The organism is Paenibacillus sp. FSL R5-0623, from assembly GCF_037974265.1.
GTDB lineage: Bacteria > Bacillota > Bacilli > Paenibacillales > Paenibacillaceae > Paenibacillus.
In genome coordinates, this window is sequence record NZ_CP150233.1 from 3,921,897 (window position 1) to 3,942,800 (window position 20,904).

The window sequence follows — 20,904 nt, forward strand, 5'->3', positions numbered from 1 at the left end:
TCGATCAGATACGTTTCATCAATCTCGCAATACTCTTATCCGACTCACGAAGCACAATGCCACGATCAATCGTCTGAATCTTACGATTCTTGAGCACGATACTTCCGTCAATAATAACGGTATCCACACAGCTACGTGTTGCGGAATACACTACGCGGGAATAGACATCCGTCTCATAGGATGGGTACGTGTGGAAATCATCCAGATCCAGCAGCAGCATATCTGCCTTTTTGCCCACTTCGAGACTGCCGATTTCCTTCGACATGCCGAGCACCTCTGCACCACCCATGGTAGCCATACGCAATACAGTCCGGGCATCCATCACGGTTGGACCATGAGGAATCTTCTGCATCAGCGCTGTGAGGCGCATTTCCTGAAACATATCCAGGTTGTTGTTGCATGCGGCACCATCTGCCCCAATCCCAACGGCGATCTGTCGATTCAGCAGATCCGGAATATCCGCTACCCCGGAGGAAAGCTTCATATTTGATCCAGGACAATGGGTGACTTTGACACCACGTTTGCGGATGATCTCTTTCTCTTCCTCACTCAGCCATACACAGTGGGCCAGCACCAATCTTGGGGTAGCCAGACCGATATGATCGAGGTATACGATGTTACGCATTCCGCGTTCGTGTTCTACCAGTTCGATCTCTCCACGATTCTCGGAGGCATGGGTATGGACTTTGACATGATATTTATTCGACAGGTCGCGCACCTCTACCAGCAATTCTTCGGTACACGATACAACGAAGCGTGGACAGAAAGCATACTGAATGCGACCTCCGCCAAACCCGTTCCACTTCTCCAGCAGATCCACACTCTGTTGCAGCGAAGTTGCTGTATCCTCACGCAAGGGTTCCGGAACCTCGTCCCCATGATCCATCATCACCTTGCCAGAGATGACCCGAATGCCGCTCTGTGCCATCGCCTGAAACGCCGAGTCTGTGTGATGTACCGTCTCCATATCCAGAATGGTTGTGGTTCCGCTGGAGATCAATTCGCCCAATCCGAGCATTGCCGAATAATACACGGACTCCTCATCATGCGCTGCTTCCAGCGGCCAGATACGTTGACGGAGCCAATCCATCAGTTCCAGATCATCCGCACGTCCACGGAACAAGGTCTGACACAGATGAATATGCGTCTGGATGAAACCTGGCAACAGCACTTTGCCACGAGCATCAATGAATTGGTCAGCTTGCACGTCAATGTGCGTTGCAATCTCCTTGATTTTGTTATCCTCGATCAACAGATCTCCGATAAACACTTCCTCTTCTGCATTCATCGTCACAAGCTGTGCGCCTTTCAGCAGGATCGTTCCCATGCCAATCTCCCCTATCTGTGTCTGTCTATATAGTACAACTCATACATATTTACACTTGCACTCCGATGACAGACTAATCTTCCGATCGCTGTCTGTTACCATCCAATAGCCATTCCATCACCTCTAGGGTCTGCTGCACCGCTAATCATGCCGTCCTCACGAATGACAATGCCTTGCGACTGTCCCATTATCCCGTCCCACGGCGCTCTGGCTTCAACGTTATGTCCCCACTGGGCAAGGGTTGCACATACGTCGTCATGATATCGGTTCTCCACACGCATCGTATCGCCTTCTTCGCCCCAGGTACGTCCATACACCCAACGCGGCAGGCTGATCGCTTCCTGAATGTTGAGCCCATAATCAAGCACTCCGGTAAGCACCGATAATTGTGTCTGCGGCTGGCCTTCTCCGCCCTGTGTACCCACGAGCATATAAGGTTTGCCATCTCGTGTAACAAGGCCCGGCATGAGGGTATGGAATGAGCGTTTGTTTGGTTCCAGTACATTGGCATCTCTCGGATCTAGGGAGAAAAACGCCCCCCGGTTCTGCATGATAACTCCCGTATCCCCTGGGACATAGGCTGCACCGAAGTCAAAATACAGGCTTTGGATGAATGACACGGCGTTGCCTTCACTATCAACAACCGCTGCATACGCCGTGTCCTGACCTATTGTTTTAGACAAAAACGGTTGTGCCACAGGTGGAGCAGACTGAATCTCATTCCACAATTGGTCTCCGTAATCCTTGGACAACAGAAGATCCAGCGGAATGTCCCTGAAATCCGGGTCCGTCAGATAACGATCACGATCACGAAACGCCTTTTTCACCACTTCCGCCATCAGATGATAGAATTCCGGTGAGGTACGTGCTACAGAGGACAGATCCGTATGTTCCAGCATATTTAACATCATCAGCATCGAGAATCCCTGCGAGTTGGGCGGCATCTGATGAACTTCATAGCCACGATACTCCGTGCTGACCGGTTTCACCCACTCGCCACGATGCCCTGCAAAGTCTGCTGGTGCAAGCATGCCCCCATCCTCACGAATAGCCGAAGTCAGACGATCCGCGAGTTCTCCTGTATAAAAAGTATCTCGACCTTCCATCTGAATCAGACGAATGGAGGCAGCAAGATCAGGCTGGATCAGCAGCTCGCCTTCCTGCAAAAGTGTACCCAAAGGCGCAAATACCGCTCGCAGCGGTGTATGCCCCATAATGAAATCTTCATCCCTTTCCATCCATAGGTGGAGATTCCGGGATATAGGGCATCCTTTTTCCGCATACTGCGCGGCAGGTTCAAGCAACTGCTCCCACGGTAACTTACCATACCGGGACCAGACTTCCCACCATGCATCCACCATTCCCGGAACCGTGATAGCACTAAGCACACCGCGCTGAGGGATGGCACTCATCCCCATCGCTTTGAACGTATCCGCATGAATGCCTGCGGCTGAGCGGCCACTTCCGTTATAGGCGGTAATCTCACCGCTGGCTCCGTCATGAATCAGGAAGAAGGCATCCCCTCCAAGTCCGGTCATATGCGGATATACCACACCCAGAGCTGCACTGACCGCAACAGCGGCATCATAAGCATTCCCGCCCTGCTGGAGGATGGAGCTTCCCACTGCACTCGCCAGATAATGAGGAGAGGTGACCATGACCTCTCTGGAGATTGGCATCTGGTTTAACATAAAGCACCCTCCTTCCCTGCATACACATCCAATGCGGCCTGCACTGCTTCACCGGCAGGTAGTACATGACGATGACGTAATAGAACAGCTTCCAGTGCTCCCAGCACATGAAGTACGTTCTTGCGTTGGCAGCTGAATCCCATTGTACCGATCCGCCAGATCTGCCCTTTCAACGGTCCAAATGAACTGGCAATCTCAATGCCAAAATCGTTCAGCAACATGCTGCGCACCGACTCACCATCAATCCCCTCCGGAATGGTGATACAAGTGACCACCGGAAGTTTACTGGACATATCCCCATACAATTGCAGTCCCATTCCCTGAATTCCCGCGACCAACGCACGTTCATTCACCAGATGTCTTTGGAACCTGGCCTCCAATCCTTCTTGCAGCAGAATGCGCAAACCTTCGTGAAGACCGTAGAGCATGGAGGTGGCCTCCGTATGGTGGTTCAACCGTGCTGAACTCCAGTAATCCTGCAATTGGCTCAGGTCAAAATAATTGCTGGCAATGGTGCGGCCTTCTGCCCGTGCACTGGTTGCATCTCGAAGTCCGCGTTCAACTGTTTTGCGGCTCATCAGTTTCTGTTCCACACGACTGTTGTACGTGAGAGGTGCCATCCCTGAAGGAACGGACAGGCACTTCTGCGTACCACCCATTACCGCATCCAGATGCCAGGCATCCGTCTCCACCGGAGTCCCACCAATGGTAGCCACAGCATCCACGACGAGTAAGATATCAAGGTCGCGACAGGCTTTGCCAATCTCGGCAAGGGGCTGCATCTGACCGGTGGAAGTCTCACCATGAACCATCGCAACCAGACTCGGTTTATGGGTATGGATTGCCTTGATCACCTCTTCCGGATCAAATACCGTTCCCCATTCCGTTTCGAAGAAGACGACCTCGGCACCGCAGCGTTCCGAGATTTCAACCAGCAGATGTCCGAATCGTCCGTAGATCGGGACGAGAACTTTGTCACCAGGCTGGATCAGACTGACCAAAACAGCTTCAATCCCTGAACGGGATGTACCGTCGACTGGATAACACCACTCGTTATCTGTCATATACAACTCTCGCAGCATCGCCATTGTCTCGTTCATCAAGGATGTGAATTCCGGGTCAAATTGCCCCAGGATCGGAAAAGATAATGCTCTAAGTACGCGTGGATCAACCTCAACGGGTCCCGGGGTCATAATGGTCCGCAAGGACGGAGATAACTCTTTATAGTTGGACATCTTCATTCAACTCCCGTAACCGTATTTATAGAGTAGCCGGACCAGAACCCGAAAACCGTGCATCAGGTCTGCTTCAGCTGTATATTCAAGTGGATTATGACTGATACCATCCTGACTCGGCACAAAGATCATTGCCGTTGGACAAGCCGGCTGAAAAATCTGCGAATCATGTCCCGCGCCGCTTGGCATTAACCAGTAGGACAACTGCTCCTGCTCACAGGTATCCTGAATGTCTGAGATCATCTGCGCATTCATGGGAATGGGCGTCACCGACAGATGTTCTTCCCAGTCCAGTCCAAGCTGCTGCTCAGCTGCGATACGACTAAATGCCTGGAGCATATCCTGCCAGCAGCGATCAATACTTTCCTGCCGAATATGGCGGATATCCAGCGAGAACACCGCCCGGGCTGCAACCACATTCCCAACACCCGGATTGGCCGTGATTCTCCCAACCGTGGCTACGAGCGGTTCGCCTGCATCCAATGCGATACTCCTTACCGCAGCAATCATCTCGGCTGCTCCGGCAAGTGCGTCCTTACGCCAGGACATCGGCGTCGTCCCCGCATGATTCGCTTCACCGCTCACGGTGATACTGAACCGCTTCTGACCTACAATGTCGGATACAACTCCAATCGAATGTCCAAGACGTTCCAGAACCTGACCTTGCTCAATGTGAAGCTCAATAAAGGCACCGTAATTTTTCGCGGCAGGTCTATATGCACTATCGGGTCCAAAGCCTGCATCCCGAATCGCTTGTGCAAAGGTAATCCCGTCTTGATCCTTCAGATGCTCTACATCTTCCAGAGACGTTATTCCAGTTATACTGCGTGAACCCCAATACGCAAAAGGGAAGCGGCTTCCCTCTTCCTCACATAACGATACCACTTGAAGTGTGCGCTTCGGTGCTCCGAAATGCTTCTGCAAATACTCCAAAGCAAGGACACCAGCCACCACACCGTAAGCACCATCATATTTGCCGCCATACACGACAGAATCAATATGTGAACCGGTCACAATCGGTAATGCTTCTGCACCAGTTGTTTTTTCATCAATTTCGCTCTTCAATGTGCCATACAGATTACCAGACTGGTCAAATTCGGGAGACAGCCCTTTCTCCTGCATTTTGGCTGCAAGGGCACCTTGTGCTTCACACCAAACCGAGTCATACAACAGTCGTGTGACGCCACCCTGTGCATCCGCACCATATGTCGACAGCCAGTCAAGCATGGCTTGCAGCTCCACCTGTTCTACATTGGGCAAAGGAAGAGGTGCGTTATTTGTACCGGATGACCGGTATGCTCCAGACTCCGTCATGGCGTCTCCTCCGTTCCCGCTTCGATGGGACTAGAGGAATAGGCTACAATGTGCTGTCCGACAGGCACAGGAGATAATCCGGATTCCGAGTTGTAAACACGCTGCCCACGGCAAAATACGTCTGCAATCTGACAGTTAAATGTACGTCCCACATAGGGGCTCTGTTTATGCGTATAGAGCAGATCCTCCGTATTCAGGGTTGTGCTTTTTTCCCAGTCAATCAGGACCAGATCTGCATCCTTGCCAATCGCAATCTCTCCTTTGTTCTCCAAACCAAGCCTTCTGGCAGGCTGCAGGGAGAGCACTCTTCCGAGCAACGGGAGGTCGATATTACGTCGAAGATGTCCATCCTCCAGCATGATTAGCAATGTGCTTTGCGCACCGGATATACCGCCCCAGATTTCGAAGAAGTTATCAGATTGTTTCATGGATGGCGGACATGGAGAATGGTCTGAGGCAATAACATCAATCAATCCCGAAGTCAGCGCATCCCATAACTGCTCCTGTTCGGAAGAGCTGCGAAGCGGTGGAGCACATTTCGCTACAGCACCCAATCGGATCACATCCTGATCGGTCAGCGTCAGATAATGAGGGCATGTCTCCGAAGTCACATCCTGCCCACGCCGTTTGGCGTCTGCAATTAGATCCAGGGCTTCCCGGGTACTAATATGCACAAAATGCAGCGCACATCCAGTCTGTTCACCGTATCTCAACGCGCGCGCAACCGCGACGACTTCGGCTTCCACAGGACGGGACCGGATATAATCCATCGGTTCAGTCTTTCCCTCAGCAATGCTTTTCGCACCGAGTTCGGCAACCATGCCTTCGTCCTCTGCATGAAGTGCCAGCACACGTTTTAATGTTGCAATTTCATGCATTCCGTCCAATAGCGTGTGGTCATCGGCTCTGGCAAAGATATCTTCCCCTTCTCCACCCGGCTCGGACATAAACGCCTTGAATCCGGCAGCACCCAACCCTGCCAGTGGAGCAAGATCACCACGATTGCCGGGAACCAAACCTCCCCAGAACGCATAATCAACATACGATTGGTCTGCCGCTGCTTTCATTTTCATTTCCCATGCTTCCGGCCTTGTGGTTGGCGGTACGCCGTTAAGCGGCATATCGACATAGGTCGTGATTCCCCCTGCGGCAAGGGCTGCCGAACCCGATCGGAATCCCTCCCAACTGGCGAGTCCGGGTTCATTGAAGTGTACATGAATGTCCACGACACCCGGCATCACTGTAAGCCCCTCAGCTTCTATGATGCAAGTCGCTTCACCAGCGGTCAGCCGCGTGGATAGTTCCGTTATTTTTTCACCAGTAATGCCAATATCCAGTTGTTCTACCCGATCTCTCAGCACCACCCGGGCCCCCCGGATGATGGTATCAAATGTTGTCATGTGGATGACCCTCCCCTGAATCAGAACCGGATGTGTGCATGTTCAGCTTCCCCGGTATGTACTGTAACCTCCTGGAGCAATCAATAATGGAATATGGTAATGGCTTGAGGCATCAGATACCGCAAAACGAATTGGAACAATCGTCCATAATGCCTGACCCAGCTCCTCCAACGAACGCTGTGCGTAATAACTCTCGACATGGAATTGAAGCTCATATATGGCTGACTCCAACTTGCCTCCATCCAGCAACGGTGCATCCAAACGCCCATCCGCATTGGTCACCGACTCAGCCACTTTTATCTTGCTTTCCTGTTCTCCATCCCTCTTCAGGGTATACAGCTCGATCCGAACACCCGCAGCAGGCACGCCTTTGGATGTATCCAGCACATGAGTTGTAATTCGTCCATCAGACAGCGACATTAGACGTCACCTGCTTTCCCGGAGTCACGGCCGTCTGTTCCCAGATCATCCCTTGTCATCGAAAAACCCTGGAATCCATAAGGTGGTCTCGGCTCGGTAAATACTTTTCCTTCTCCCTCTTTCACTTCCTCCAGCACTGTCTCCCATGTCCGATTATTGGACTCAAATGAAACCTCACTCAGTTGCTCAAATCGGCTTAACAACCTTCGTCCAATCTGGTAAATCAGATGTTGAATGGAAGCGGATCGACACTCATGAAATACCGCAGCTGCCAAGTCCCTAACCTGTTCCGCCGCCACATACCGTCCACGCTGATCATCCATGCCATCTCTCGGATCTTCATAACGCCAATTGATGTTCAGGAAAATAAATAACGGTCGATCCCATGTCTCTGGAAGAGTGGTATATTCATCCTGCATAAATCCGGCAAATTCACTGCCTTTGACCTTGATCAGTCTCAGATCGGCTACACCACTGAAATGGTTGCTGAGTTCAATCGAGTCTCCTGTTCGTTCCGCTTCCACGGCAGCAGTCGCACGATCATTCTGTGAATAACGAAATACGAGGGCACTCGGTCGATAACTTCCTTCTAATCCAATGGGTATATCTTCAAACGGAATCTGGTCCGCTGTCATCTGAACCTTGCTCATCTGCGGATACGTCTCCAGAAAACGCCGACTTACCAGCGCAAGAAATCCTTCCACCGTCGCTCCTGTGTAATCCGCTGCATGTTTGAGAATGAAATTTTTCATCGAATCGGTTGCGACCACCAGCGAATTATCCCCTTCTGCAAAAGAAGGCAAGAATTCATCGCCCTGCACAGCGAGCTTAATGTTCAATCCAAACAGAATATTACTGCGTCCCATGAACGGAGATTCCGGGATCGACTGTATGCCCGTCAGCGGCTTGGCGTAGGAACGATACATCCACACATCTCCTTTGCCGTAATACATGGTCCGCTGCTGCACTGCGGCTGGCTTGCTCACGAACTCATGTTCATGACCGATCTGTGCGAGCCACTGCTCCAAACGAATGCCCGCTATCTTGAATACTTCCTTCAATGCAGTCTCGAATTCTTCTTCCCTGCCTCGGCGATGACGTTGCCGCATGGATTCGAGGATGGAGCTTGCGGTATGGCCTTTAACGGCCAATATGAAAGGAAAGCCAAATTGGCTTGTATATGCTTTGTTTAATTGTTGAAGTTCGTTGTATTGCTCTTGTGAGAGTGAATCAAGTCCTGCACCAGCCTGCTCCTGAATGGAGTTGCTGCTCATGCTGATACGTGCTCCAAGATCCGGGTGATTTCGAAGCAACTGCAACTTCACCTGGTCATCCGATGCCTGAACCACGTTCTTCATTACTTTCATCATCTGTTCAAATGAATCGAAAGGTCGTGAAAGTCCGGAACGCTCAGCTACCCACGGTGATTCCTCGAATAACCCGCCAAACGTATGCACAAACTGTGTGATAGACCAGTTGTTAACAAGTTTAATTAAGTCGCTCATGTTAGAACCTCCGGTCTGTTGTGGATTATTGTTCTTCATTCTAAGTGTCGTTCAATGTCGCGACAACAATATTTACGCAATTTTGTAATATAACATAACATCAGAGTAGCGATTTGTTTGCCGTGCACGGCAAGGACAGCTTTTATTATCCTCAAACATAAAGAAACCGCACTCCATCTAGGGAATGCGGTTCTTGGGGGTCTGACCGGTAGCATTGTCATGTTGCACAATGTAAGTCTATAGTTGGACATTTTGTGGTCTTGCAGCGGCTTTATCTCGAACAAACTTACGGAAGGTGAATACCAACTTCAACTTAAGCAGATCATTTGTCTTCTTAAAGTCCATCTGCAGCAAACTGCCGACTTTCTCCATACGATAGGTAACGGTGTTCCGATGTACAAACAGCTGCTTGGCAGCTTCATTGATCAGTCCGTCATTCTCGATAAAGGACTCCAGCGTATTCATCAGTACCTGATTGGGATCACCATCCCTAGCGAGTAACGGCTCAAGTACTTTATTGCAGTAGTTCTCCATGATGTTATCCGGTACGTGTTGGAACACGTAGGCAAATTCGAGCATTTCAAATTGCAGCGCACGATCTTTCATGCCGAAGCGACGAGCCAGTTGTCGTGTATCCAGACACTCCTGGTATGCTTCACGGAGTGACTTCGGCTCATGTTTCATTTTGCTGATCCAGAAACGCGGAGCCGGTGCCCCTTTTGCTTCTTGTGCTGCCAGTACATCACCAAACCGGCTCAAGAGAAAACTTGACAGCTCCTCTCCATAATCTCGCCCTGTTGGACAGGTATAGATGGACAGAATGCCATCCTCGATCTGAAAATGCTGTGAGGCCGTAAATTGCATCAGCGGATTGTACTGCAATTCACGATGAATCTGTTTAAGCAGCTTCCCCTCTGCAAACAGAGTCGGCTCAAGAGTAATCAGCACGCACTGATAGGTTCCCTGGAACAGATGTACACCTTTGTTTTCACTCAAAGTGGTCAATTCCTGAACGGTCATTTTGTTATCCAAATACTGTGTAAGCAGTGTGCGCATCTCATCCTGCACGGTCGGATTAATGTGCTCACGATAGGTCATATCCATATAGAAAGCCAGTACATCGGCAGCCTGCAGGAACAGCTCTTCTTCTGCTCGAAGTGATAGGGCTGAATCCGTAAACACAAGCAACGACCCGTACTCTTCATCATTTTGCTTGATCGGAACGCGATGACAACTTCCCTGATTCCATTTCACTCGGTGCATGACGGATTTCCAAGGCCAGCCTTGGGTTACAGCATCCCCTGCAATGCCTTCACTACCATACAGCACATGCCCACGTGAACCAATGACGGCAAGCGGATAGTTCAGCACCGTGGCAAGTTCGGCAAACACATTCCGATGTGGCTGCTGTTGCAGTGCAAACTGCATTAATTTCTTCTGTTTCTGCACGACCTCATGCAACAATCGGTTACTGCGTTCATGCTCAGCCTTGAACAAGGCATTCATCTGGTCGGAGAAGGTGAATTGAAAGGGGAGCTCAAGGAGTGGCAACCGAAGTCGATCGGCTTCCTCAACAATACCTTGGGGAATGGACTGCCAGAAACGTCCCAACTTGATGCCCAGTCCTGCGCAGCCACGTTCGTTCAAGCGCCGCATCAAACGTAGCGCATCCGTCTCACTGTCTTTCATAATAAAAGCGGTGGTGAACAGCATTTCTCCGGATTTGATCCAATCCGCGATATCAGGAGCGTCCATGACATTAACGGATTTCATCATCCGTGAAGTCCCTTCTCCACCCGCAACCAGTTTGGCCTCTGACAACGGGTATACCTGTAAAGCCTCTTTAACCGTAAGTTGCATGGACACTACCTCCCATATATATAACACAATATAATGTCATTCTGGTTAACGAAACTGAATTTCGCATTATTTTTCTAATTAAATCCATATTCATGCGTTCAACCTTTATTTGTTGTTAAGTATTATAACATCAATTTTCTAAATAAAGCTTACACGGCAAAAAAATAAAACCTATGACCTAATTACAGCGCACTTTCCTGTAATCGGCATAGGTTTTATAAGTTACTATGATCCACATAACGTTGAAGTAATCCATTTGCACGATAACGGAGAGGGCAGAAAAAACCTGAAAAAGCGAAGCGTTCGCCTTTATCCCCGGATTTTCCCCTTTGAAAAAGGGAATCGAAAAAATCTGGGGATAACAGCGATTGGAGGGTTGTTCTGTCATCGTAGTGTCAGTGTAAATAACTTTTAGTTCAACTACGATCAGATCTCCAATGTTTCGTGATTCATCCATAATTTCATGCGGGATAATACTTCTTTGATGTTCAGTGGTTTGCTGAGATAATCCGAAGCACCTGCTGCAATACATTTCTCCCGATCCTCTTTCATCGCCTTGGCTGTCAGCGCAATAATCGGAAGCTGGGTCATGCCAAGTCGTTCACGGATCTGGCGAGTGGTCTCATAACCATCCAGTTCCGGCATCATGATATCCATCATGATGAGATCAGGCGTTACTCCTCCGCGCTCCAAAAGTTCTAGACACTCGTATCCGTTCTGCGCTGAAATAACATTCATGCCGTATTGTTCAAGAGCGTTAGCCAGCGCATATACATTTCGAATATCATCATCAACGACAAGCACTTGGCGTCCGCTGAGCAACGCTTCTTCCAGAGGTGTTAATAAAACATCAGATTGTTCGGAAGTCAATGAAGGAAGCTTATTGACCTCAGGTGTAGTGGTAGCCACCTCATTCAGGAACAATCGCGATGCATTCATAGTCTCAGGTTCATCTCTTCGCAGTGGCAGGAATAGCGTAAACACACTGCCATGTCCTTCGCGACTTGTTGCAGAGATTGAACCCCCCAGCAGAGTCGCAAGCGATTGAGAGATCGACAGCCCAAGTCCCGTTCCACCATATTTACGTGCCGTAGCCCCATCCGCCTGTTTGAATGCATCAAAGATCAGTAGAAGTTTGTTATCCGCAATGCCAATCCCTGTATCACTGACGGAGAAAGCAATCACGTCGGTCTCTTGGTCTTTGGCTACCGGATGAGTTAGACTCATGCTGGAGATCGTTAAGGCAACTTCCCCCTCACTGGTGAACTTGAATGCGTTGGAGAGCAGATTTCGAAGAATTTGGTGCAATCTCATCTCATCTGTCACGATTGTTTCCGGCAAAGGACTTTGGAGTTGAATTCGGAAATCTATTTTTTTCTGCTCCGCTGTTTTCAGGAAATACTGATTCATGACCTCAGGCAGACTCCCTAGATAAACATCATCGAAATCCACTTCCATCTGCCCGGCCTCTACCTTGGATAGATCCAGAATATCATTGATCAGATTCAGCAGGTCCTTGCCCGACTTGTGAATGACCGTAGCATAGTTCTGTTCTTCACTATTCAAGTGTTGGTTTTTATTCTCAGACAATATTTCGGATAAAATCAACATGCTGTTGAGCGGTGTCCGCAGTTCATGGGACATGTTCGCCAAGAATTCGGATTTGTACCCCGAGCTTGTTCGTAACTGATCAGCCACAACCGAGAGTTCATTGGCTGAGGTCTCTGCAGCATTCTTCTGTATTTCCAGGCGATCATTAAGCATATGAAGCTCTTCGGTCTGCATTTGCAGTTCCTCCGTCTGAGACAACATCTCTTCGGTCTGAGCCTGAAGTTTCTCCGATTGTGCCTGTAATTCTTCATTCAGAACTTGTGACTCATCATATAATTGCTGTAATTCCATGCGAGTGACGGTCGAGTGTAGTGAAACACCAAAAATATCCGTCAGTTCTTGCATCAGCTTCATATCATTCTCTTGCAATGGCTTCATTGAAGCAAGCTCGATTACCGCAATCGTTCTGCCTTCGAACAAGACCGGTACTACAGTAAGTGATGTGGCAGATGTATACCCGAGACCCGAAGAGATTCGGATATAGTTCTGCGGCAGATCATTCATGCGTAGAACTCGCTTCTCCACAGCACTTTGACCCACAAGCCCTTCACCCGGGGCAAGCGACACTTTACCGAGCGAACGTTCTTTCTCTCCATCCCCAGCATATGCAGCCACGCGCAGCAGTCGATTGTCTTTCCAGTAATATAAGACGCTATAGGGAATTTCAAACAACATGGCTAGCTCATTCAGGAACAAGCGGGACAATCCCTCCAGATTGGTTGGGTTCTGTAAGAGTGTGGCAATCCCTGTGATCTGGTCCTTGACCCGATTCTGTTCTTGTACTTCATCCAGTAATTTGTTGGTTTCGTGGCCCAGGTCTCCCACTTCATCATGTGTGCGCGCCTGAATTCGCTGCTTCAGGTTTCCACCTTTAGAAATATCGCTGATCGTTTGCATAACATCTCGTAACGTTTTGACAATATTGCCTGAAATTACGAACGCAGCGGTGATCGATAATGCTGCAATTATTCCCCATAACGTATACATAATCGTCAGTAGAGTGGAACTTCTTCTGGCAAGATCGCTTACTCTTGCTTCCGTCAGAGCAATTTCTGTGTTACGGAAGGTCGTAAGCTGAGATCTCAAGAGATCAATTTCCGTTTTACCCGGGTCAGATTGGAAGAACGCAATAACCTCGGCTTGATCACCTTGCTTTTTTAAGTTCACAGACGGTTCCCCAGCGATTTCAATCCAGCGTGTAATATGTGCTTTGATATTCTCCAGACTCTGCTGCTGTGAAGGGTTATCACTAATGAGAGCATTCAGCTGATCATAGTTGGAACTCCACTGGGATATGCCTTGGGAATAAGGCTCCAGGTAACTTTCGTTGCCTGTAATCATGAATCCACGCTGTCCTGTCTCCATGTTCAAGACATTTTTTTCAATCGCGTTGGTCAGATTATGTACTTCCAGATCATGATGGGAGATAAAATCATTTTCCTTCTGTAACACATTAATTTGGGCTGTAAGCACTAGCAGAACAGCTCCAAACAAAAGCACAACCACAAGATAGCCCAATAAAATTTTGGAGCGTATCGTGAATCTTCTCGTTTTTGACAACGCGGAAACCTCCAAATATATACGAATCCAATAATTAAATTAAAACTGGTGCATATGTAGTTTATATGTATACGTATAGCCTGACAAGCTTTAAGTTCATCGATTTGCATTAGAAAAACGACCTGCTTGTGCAGGTCGTCCTCTTCAGTGATCTATATTGCTCATTTGGGCTGATTTTAGGCCTTTGGAGCAATCATTTTGGCCGGATCGACATATTGATCAAATTGCTCTTCGGTAAGCAGGCCCGTTTGTAACGTCGCCTGTTTCAAAGACAAGCCTTCTTTATGCGCAAGCTTCGCAATTTTGGCTGCATTCTCATAACCAATGTGCGGATTAAGCGCTGTAACCAGCATGAGTGAATTATTCAGATTATGTTCAATCTGATCCAAGTTAGGCTCGATGCCTACAGCACACTTGTCATTAAACGCAATAATGGAGTCCGCCAGGAGTTGCACGGATTGCAAGAAGTTATAGATGATAACCGGTTTGAATACATTCAGTTCAAAATTACCCTGACTTGCCGCGAAACCAATCGCTGCATCATTACCCATGACCTGCGTAACCACCATAGTAATGGCCTCGCTCTGAGTTGGGTTGACTTTACCCGGCATAATGGAGCTGCCTGGCTCATTCTCCGGAATACGGATCTCGCCCAATCCACTACGAGGACCACTAGCTAACCAGCGAACATCATTGGCAATTTTCATCAAATCAGCTGCAAGCGCTTTAACCGCACCGTGCGCATACACAACTTCATCATGACTTGTAAGTGCGTGGAATTTGTTTGGTGCAGATACAAAATCTTTCCCCGTATGTTTGCCAATCTCCTTGGCAGTGAAGTCCCCAAAGTCCGGATGCGCATTAATGCCCGTTCCTACAGCTGTACCGCCAATCGCAAGTTCCTTCAGATACTGTACACTTTCACGGATCATGCGCTCACTCTTGCCCAGCATGGCTTCCCAACCACTGATCTCCTGACCAAGTGTAATTGGTGTTGCATCCTGGAGGTGGGTACGTCCGATCTTGATAATATCCTTGAATGCCTCCGACTTGTCTGCTAAAGTGGCTTTTAATACCGCAATGGCCGGTAAGAGTTGATCCTCAACAGCCAAAACACCTGCGACATGCAGAGCCGTTGGGAATGTATCGTTGGAGCTCTGGGACATATTCACGTCATCATTTGGATGCAGACGCTCTTCCTTGCCCTTTTGCTCAAGCAGTTGGTTCCCCAGATTCGCAATCACTTCGTTCACGTTCATATTGGATTGTGTTCCGCTACCAGTCTGCCACACTACCAATGGGAAATGGTCATCAATTCGGCCTGCAATAATCTCGTCTGCTGCATAAGCAATAGCATCGGACTTAGCCGCAGATAATTTACCTAATTTATGGTTACTGGCCGCAGCACTTTTTTTCAAAATGGCAAGGGCACGGATAACTTCCATCGGCATATGTTCACTGCCAATCGGGAAGTTTTCCTTACTGCGCTGCGTCTGAGCTCCCCACAGCCTGTCGGCTGGTACTTTCATTTCGCCTAACGTATCTCTCTCAATGCGGTATTCCACTTGCTTGTCCTCCTCCAAAAAGATGGTTTGGGTCTCTACAAAGCTTGTGTATCTCGTCATATTATACATGATTTGCGAGCAGGTTTTCACCTTTTCGACAAAATTGTAAGCGTAGCGCAAAATGAGGTGAATTATTTTTGTGACGCAATTGGATACAATCGGCTGCTCTGTTCGAATAGTTCACCTGGTTCCAGACCGATCAATCCGATTTCTTCTGCAGGTATGCCTTCAACATTAGGAGCGTTAACCAAGTTCATCTGTGGTTCAGGACAGAAGAATTCGCCACCCATGTTATTGTTCCAGATCATCCAGTGCTTGTAAGAGGTGCCCACATCGTATACCAGTTTGTCTCCAGTACGGTGATCCGTAAGTTCCATATAGTTACGTCCATTCTGCGGCTCCGCAGTGTAATGATTATCCATGGCAGCAAAGAACGGACTAACCCCGTCTTTTTTCAATTGTTCTTCCTCAGGTGTAAGCGGTTGAAATTGTCCGGTTGGCAGAGAACGCTCATTCAATTCACGACGTTGTCCAATCGTAACTTTGGCCGTGTAATCCGAGGCCTGACTGTCCGGTGCAAAAGGTACAGCAATCGCCGTGTGGAATGCAAACAAATTCGGCATATATTCAGTCCCGTTGTTGCGGACGATCAATTGTTGCTGAAGTCCTTGGCTACTCAAAGAGTAACGAAGTGTCACCGTGAACGTAAACGGCAGGTACTGATGGAATGTATGCCCTTCTTTCACGTCCTGGCTAAGCAACACATAACTCTCCAACTGATCAGAACCGTATCCCTCGACCTTCCACTCGGCATCATGCAAAAATCCATGCAAATGGTTACCTGTAGCCGGTTCGTTCACAGGCAACTGATAAACTTTACCATTCCAGGGGAAACGTCCATCCTCATAACGGTTCGGTGGAGAAAGAATCGGAATTCCATAAACCGCAGGTGCTGCCATAAACTCATCCATCTGATCCTGATTCGGCTCTCTCAAGTAACGGAAACCCTTTTCTGTATCACGGAAAGCAACGAGGTTGGCACCCACGCTTGGAATAACTGCCGCTTCAAACTGATTGAAACGAAGCCAAACGGCCGGTATCCCTCCAAATTGTTCTTCAAATGCTGCATTTTGCTGTGTCATCGTTATATGTACCTCCTGCATACTAAGGTTATATTATACGGCTCGACTATATCATGCCCGAGCACAAAATACCAATCTATGATAGAGAACAAATTCATAATAGAAAGACAAAAAAGACAGGAAAAAGACAGCTGCAATACGTTACGGCTGTCTCTGCTGTCTTTCATAGGATGGTTCAATTAATCCACATATTTACCATGATCCGGCACAGTGCTCTCTTCAAAGTCCAGATCAAGCCGCTTCAAGGATTCACTCAGCATATCTCCGCTCAAGGCATGCCCATGCCCGGTAATCGCAAGTTTCGGCTCCAGATGCCTTATATGCTGGACAGATTGATGAGCAGCCTGCCAATCGGTTGTGAAATAGGAAGGTGGGCCATGCAACTGTTTGTCCTGAAGCAATACACTCCACAGCGACTCTTGCTTCACTGTGATGATCGCGTCTCCCGCAATTAACAAACGGTCTGCTTCTCGAAAGAGCGACACATGTCCAGGCGTATGACCCGGCGTGTGCACCCACTCCCATCCTGATACGCCTGGAACGGAATGATCTTTGGGTAGACTGAATATCCGATCATCCAGATTGATCGCCTCATTGGGATATGCGAATGACAACCTGGACATTAAACCTCCACCTACAGAAGGGTCCGCTGGCGGGTAATCTTTTAATCCTGTTAAATACGGAATTTCAAGCGGATGAGCATACACTGGCACACCCCAGAATTGTTCCAGCTCAATAACGGTTCCTACATGGTCGAAGTGACCATGCGTCAATATGATCGCAGACGGCGGACCTTGAAATCGTTCTGTTGCAACCTGAACAATATGATCTGTGAACCTCGCCATTCCGGTGTCCACGAGGACCCAGTTCCTGCTTCCTGGCTCTCCGATGAACACGACATTAACGAATAGTGTACGTAGACTGAGAATATCGGGCGCGACTTCTTCAAGTCCCGTTAACCCTTCTGTAATCAGATTGTCAGATGCCATTCACGGTTACCTCCCATTAGGCGGATTGTCTCTCTGGTTCCATTCATCTCGTAGACTTCCCTTTTCTGGATCATCTATTCAACATTTCCAATAAAATAGACGGTATACACCCTGTTTCGGGCATACACCGTCTAGTATAGTCATCGACACAACACAATAGAACAAGAACATCTCGGCCAGTTAAGCCGGAAATGCCTCCAAAGCAGCATCGAGCAATTGATTGTACAGATCGTCATCATTTTCAAGCAACTCGTCCATACGCAGTAACTCTTCTTCATCACCGGATTGCTCCGTGAAATGCAAGCTATAGTCCCAGTCTTTTCCGTTCTTGCTCATGAAGGTAATCTCATATACTGACTTTTCGCCTTCTGTGCGGTAAACGGTATTTCCCACGTATCCTTTTTCACCTTCACGGCGCATTTCAGCACTTATAATTTCAATATTCACAATCATTCTCTCCTTTAATCTTTCATCTACAGTCGGTCTCCAACATTTCTGGTAAACCTAGTTTGGTAATTATTATTGGTTAATTGTACAATATATAACGTAGCAACGTATACCTTATTCAATGAAGGAACCATTCTGAGTCCTTACATAGTTGTAATGAGGACTATAATAGCCAACAAGCTACGATATTATTATCACATTGGAGGAAAAAATAGCATGAATACTTTTGAAACGAATCTGCAGCAATATGCTGAACTGGCTGTTCAAGTCGGTGTCAATGTCCATCCTGGGCAAACACTCGTGGTTAACGCTCCAATCTCGGCAGCACATTTTGTACGACTGATTGTCAAAGCAGCTTACGGTAAAGGTGCGAAATTGGTCAAAGTAAACTGGAGCGATGAAACCGTTACACGTCTTCATTACGATCTTGCACCTGATGAAGCCTTCTCCATTGAACCGAAATGGTTTGCAGCTGAAATGACTGAACTCGTTGAAGAAGGTGCCGCTATTCTGCACGTCATCGCTGAAAATCCGGATCTGCTGAACGGTGTAGCGCAGGAACGCATTATTACCAGCCAAAAAGTGCGCGGCAAAGCGCTCGAAAAATATCGTTCTTATCAGATGGCTGACAAATTCAGCTGGTCTATCGTGGCCGTCCCTTCTCCGGAATGGGCAGCTAAAGTGTTCCCGGATCTGCCAGAAGCACAACAAGTGGATCGCCTGTGGGACGTCATTTTCAAAACAGTACGGATCGGTGAACAGGATGCTGTTGCCGAATGGAAAACCCATTTGCAAAACCTGGATTCCCGCGCTGATCTGCTGAACAACAAGAAATACAAGAAGCTTCACTATACAGCTCCAGGCACAGATCTGACCATCGAACTTCCAGAAGGCCATATCTGGGTATCCGGTGGAAGTGTGAATGAGCAAGGACATGTCTTTATTGCCAATATGCCTACCGAAGAAGTATTCACGGCTCCGCTGAAAACGGGTGTTAACGGTACAGTGCGCAGCACGAAACCACTGAGCTACGGTGGCAACCTGATTGACGGATTTTCCCTTACTTTTGAGAACGGTCGAATCGTAGATTACACCGCTGAACAAGGACAGGATGCACTCAAAAACCTGATCGAAATGGATGAAGGTGCACACTATCTGGGTGAAGTAGCCCTCGTTCCACATCAGTCCCCAATTTCCGATACCAATATTTTGTTCTACAATACCTTGTTTGATGAAAATGCCTCCAACCATTTGGCGATTGGTAATGCCTATGCCTTCTGTCTGGAAGGTGGTAAAACGATGTCCAAAGAAGAGCTGATTGAACGTGGCATGAACTCCAGCCTCACTCATGTAGACTTCATGATTGGATCCGGAGAAATGAACATTCACGGCGTGACCTCCGAAGGTGCGGAAGAGCCGATCTTCCTGCAAGGAAACTGGGCATTTTAATCCTGTTTGATGTGATTTAGGAGAGAGGAGATTACTCCTCTCTTTTCCTGCGTTAACAGGTCAAAAATTCAACAATTGGAGGGAACTCATATGTTAAGTTTTGAACAAAAACTGGATCGTTACGCTGAACTTGCTGTAAAAGTAGGTGCTAATGTACAACCAGGGCAAGTATTTCTTATCAGTGCGATGATTGATACCGCTGAATTCGTACGTTTGCTGGTCCGCAAGGGATATGAAGCTGGCGCCAAGCAGGTCATTGTAAAATACGGAGATGAAACCGTTAATCGATTGCGGTTTGAGATGGCCCCTGAGGAATCCTTCCAAGAGCCGCCGAAATGGCATGCAGCGGAGCTTGAAGAACTGGCGGCCAATAATGCAGCCTTTCTGACCGTATTGTCATCCAGCCCAGACCTAATGAAAGGTATTGACCCGGAGCGGATTTCCACCCATCAGCGTACATATGGTCAGGCGATGGCCAAGTACCGTCAGTATCAACAGGCGGATAAAATGAGCTGGACGGGTGTGGCATGTCCTTCGCCCGATTGGGCAGCCAAAGTATTCCCGGATCTCCCGGCAGCTGAGCAGGTTAGCCAGTTGTGGGAAGCCATTTTTGCTGCGGTGAGAGCCGATCTGGAGGACCCTGTAGCGGCTTGGGAACAGCATATTGAACGACTGGAGACCAAAGCCGTTGCCCTGAACAACAAGAAGTATCAAGCATTACATTTCCTCTCCCCAGGGACGGATCTTACTGTCGAGCTTCCAGAAGGTCATATCTGGGCGCAGGCAGGTAGCGTGAATGAGCAAGGCACCCCTTTTGTCGCGAATATCCCGACAGAGGAAGTATTCACCGCTCCAGCCAAACATGGCGTTAATGGCAAAGTGTCCAGCACCAAACCACTCAGCTATGGCGGCAGTATCATTGATCATTTTTCGCTCACATTTGAGAACGGACGTATCATTGATTTTCATGCTGAAGAAGGTCAGGATACGCTGGAAAGACTCATTTCCATGGATGAAGGATCTCATTACCTCGGCGAAGTCGCTTTGGTTCCCTTCCATTCACCGATCTCTGAGAGTGGCATCCTGTATTACACTACATTATATGATGAAAATGCGTCTTGCCATCTTGCGATTGGCAGTTCCTATGCATTCAATATTGAAGGTGGCAAATCGATGTCTCCTGAAGAGCTTGCAGCCCGTGGCATGAACACCAGCATCACCCATGTGGACTTCATGATGGGCTCACCCGAGACGGACATCTACGGTATCACGGCAAACGGCGAACGTGAAGCCATCTTCCTTAAGGGAGACTGGGCATTCTAACTGATTACGGAGAGTTATCTCCCTTAATGTATTTTCTCTGAATAGTCGAAAAGGCTGTCTTGCAAC

Annotated in this window: 15 protein-coding genes; 2 read left to right on the forward strand and 13 right to left on the reverse strand. The window is 48.3% G+C overall.

Going from position 1 to position 20,904, the window contains the following annotated elements; translation table 11 throughout:
* Positions 1 to 4 precede the first annotated feature (4 nt).
* The 13 genes from MKY92_RS17140 to MKY92_RS17200 all read right to left on the reverse strand — a co-directional run bounded on the left by MKY92_RS17140 (position 5) and on the right by MKY92_RS17200 (position 18,066).
* On the reverse strand, positions 5 to 1,327 hold the full coding sequence (locus MKY92_RS17140) for a 5'-deoxyadenosine deaminase (RefSeq protein WP_339297047.1): 1,323 nt from the start codon (positions 1,325 to 1,327) through the stop codon (positions 5 to 7).
* 95 nt (positions 1,328 to 1,422) lie between these two features.
* A complete protein-coding gene (gene ggt / locus MKY92_RS17145) occupies positions 1,423 to 3,018 on the reverse strand; it encodes a gamma-glutamyltransferase (protein WP_339297048.1) in 1,596 nt (531 codons plus the stop codon).
* Positions 3,012 to 4,253, reverse strand: a complete 1,242-nt coding sequence (locus MKY92_RS17150) for an alanine--glyoxylate aminotransferase family protein (protein ID WP_076217052.1) — start codon at positions 4,251 to 4,253, stop codon at positions 3,012 to 3,014. Before MKY92_RS17150 ends, ggt begins: the two co-directional genes overlap by 7 nt.
* A 6-nt stretch (positions 4,254 to 4,259) precedes the next feature.
* Positions 4,260 to 5,567: a Zn-dependent hydrolase gene (locus MKY92_RS17155; protein WP_339297049.1), complete on the reverse strand. Its 1,308-nt coding sequence runs from the start codon at positions 5,565 to 5,567 to the stop codon at positions 4,260 to 4,262.
* A complete protein-coding gene (allB, locus tag MKY92_RS17160) occupies positions 5,564 to 6,967 on the reverse strand; it encodes an allantoinase AllB (RefSeq protein ID WP_339297050.1) in 1,404 nt (467 codons plus the stop codon). The genes MKY92_RS17155 and allB overlap by 4 nt, the downstream gene beginning before the upstream one ends.
* A gap of 42 nt (positions 6,968 to 7,009) precedes the next feature.
* Positions 7,010 to 7,387 (reverse strand): hydroxyisourate hydrolase, encoded by a 378-nt coding sequence (uraH, locus tag MKY92_RS17165; RefSeq protein ID WP_339297051.1) that lies wholly within the window; start codon positions 7,385 to 7,387, stop codon positions 7,010 to 7,012.
* Positions 7,387 to 8,892, reverse strand: coding sequence for a factor-independent urate hydroxylase (gene pucL, locus MKY92_RS17170; protein WP_339297052.1), 1,506 nt, complete (start codon positions 8,890 to 8,892; stop codon positions 7,387 to 7,389). Before pucL ends, uraH begins: the two co-directional genes overlap by 1 nt.
* A 237-nt stretch (positions 8,893 to 9,129) precedes the next feature.
* Positions 9,130 to 10,752, reverse strand: a complete 1,623-nt coding sequence (locus MKY92_RS17175; RefSeq protein WP_339297053.1) for a PucR family transcriptional regulator ligand-binding domain-containing protein — start codon at positions 10,750 to 10,752, stop codon at positions 9,130 to 9,132.
* A 426-nt stretch (positions 10,753 to 11,178) separates the two neighbouring features.
* Entirely contained in the window at positions 11,179 to 13,923 is a 2,745-nt protein-coding gene (locus MKY92_RS17180; RefSeq protein ID WP_339297054.1) for a CHASE3 domain-containing protein, read from the reverse strand.
* A gap of 176 nt (positions 13,924 to 14,099) precedes the next feature.
* On the reverse strand, positions 14,100 to 15,488 hold the full coding sequence (gene fumC, locus MKY92_RS17185; protein WP_339297055.1) for a class II fumarate hydratase: 1,389 nt from the start codon (positions 15,486 to 15,488) through the stop codon (positions 14,100 to 14,102).
* 131 nt (positions 15,489 to 15,619) lie between these two features.
* Entirely contained in the window at positions 15,620 to 16,630 is a 1,011-nt protein-coding gene (locus MKY92_RS17190; RefSeq protein ID WP_047843331.1) for an aldose 1-epimerase, read from the reverse strand.
* Between the two features lie 179 nt (positions 16,631 to 16,809).
* The gene (locus MKY92_RS17195; protein WP_339297056.1) at positions 16,810 to 17,619 is read right to left on the reverse strand and encodes an MBL fold metallo-hydrolase; all 810 of its coding nucleotides are present in this window, start codon (positions 17,617 to 17,619) and stop codon (positions 16,810 to 16,812) included.
* 180 nt (positions 17,620 to 17,799) lie between these two features.
* Entirely contained in the window at positions 17,800 to 18,066 is a 267-nt protein-coding gene (locus tag MKY92_RS17200) for a hypothetical protein (RefSeq protein ID WP_074095413.1), read from the reverse strand.
* Positions 18,067 to 18,282: 216 nt separating this feature from the next.
* Between MKY92_RS17200 and MKY92_RS17205 the strand changes: the two genes are divergently transcribed.
* Complete coding sequence (locus tag MKY92_RS17205) at positions 18,283 to 19,515, forward strand: aminopeptidase (protein ID WP_339297057.1); 1,233 nt, start codon at positions 18,283 to 18,285, stop codon at positions 19,513 to 19,515.
* A 90-nt stretch (positions 19,516 to 19,605) separates the two neighbouring features.
* Positions 19,606 to 20,838, forward strand: coding sequence for an aminopeptidase (locus tag MKY92_RS17210; RefSeq protein WP_339297058.1), 1,233 nt, complete (start codon positions 19,606 to 19,608; stop codon positions 20,836 to 20,838).
* Positions 20,839 to 20,904: the final 66 nt, after the last annotated feature.

Coding starts and splice junctions, on each gene's coding strand:
- pucL (WP_339297052.1), bottom strand. CDS start 8,892: ATGAGCGACTTAATTAAACTTGTTAACAACTGGTCTATCACACAGTTT.
- MKY92_RS17195 (WP_339297056.1), bottom strand. CDS start 17,619: ATGGCATCTGACAATCTGATTACAGAAGGGTTAACGGGACTTGAAGAA.
- MKY92_RS17205 (WP_339297057.1), top strand. CDS start 18,283: ATGAATACTTTTGAAACGAATCTGCAGCAATATGCTGAACTGGCTGTT.
- MKY92_RS17190 (WP_047843331.1), bottom strand. CDS start 16,630: ATGACACAGCAAAATGCAGCATTTGAAGAACAATTTGGAGGGATACCG.
- MKY92_RS17150 (WP_076217052.1), bottom strand. CDS start 4,253: ATGTCCAACTATAAAGAGTTATCTCCGTCCTTGCGGACCATTATGACC.
- ggt (WP_339297048.1), bottom strand. CDS start 3,018: ATGTTAAACCAGATGCCAATCTCCAGAGAGGTCATGGTCACCTCTCCT.
- MKY92_RS17155 (WP_339297049.1), bottom strand. CDS start 5,567: ATGACGGAGTCTGGAGCATACCGGTCATCCGGTACAAATAACGCACCT.
- MKY92_RS17175 (WP_339297053.1), bottom strand. CDS start 10,752: ATGCAACTTACGGTTAAAGAGGCTTTACAGGTATACCCGTTGTCAGAG.
- uraH (WP_339297051.1), bottom strand. CDS start 7,387: ATGTCGCTGTCTGATGGACGAATTACAACTCATGTGCTGGATACATCC.
- MKY92_RS17140 (WP_339297047.1), bottom strand. CDS start 1,327: ATGGGAACGATCCTGCTGAAAGGCGCACAGCTTGTGACGATGAATGCA.
- allB (WP_339297050.1), bottom strand. CDS start 6,967: ATGACAACATTTGATACCATCATCCGGGGGGCCCGGGTGGTGCTGAGA.
- MKY92_RS17210 (WP_339297058.1), top strand. CDS start 19,606: ATGTTAAGTTTTGAACAAAAACTGGATCGTTACGCTGAACTTGCTGTA.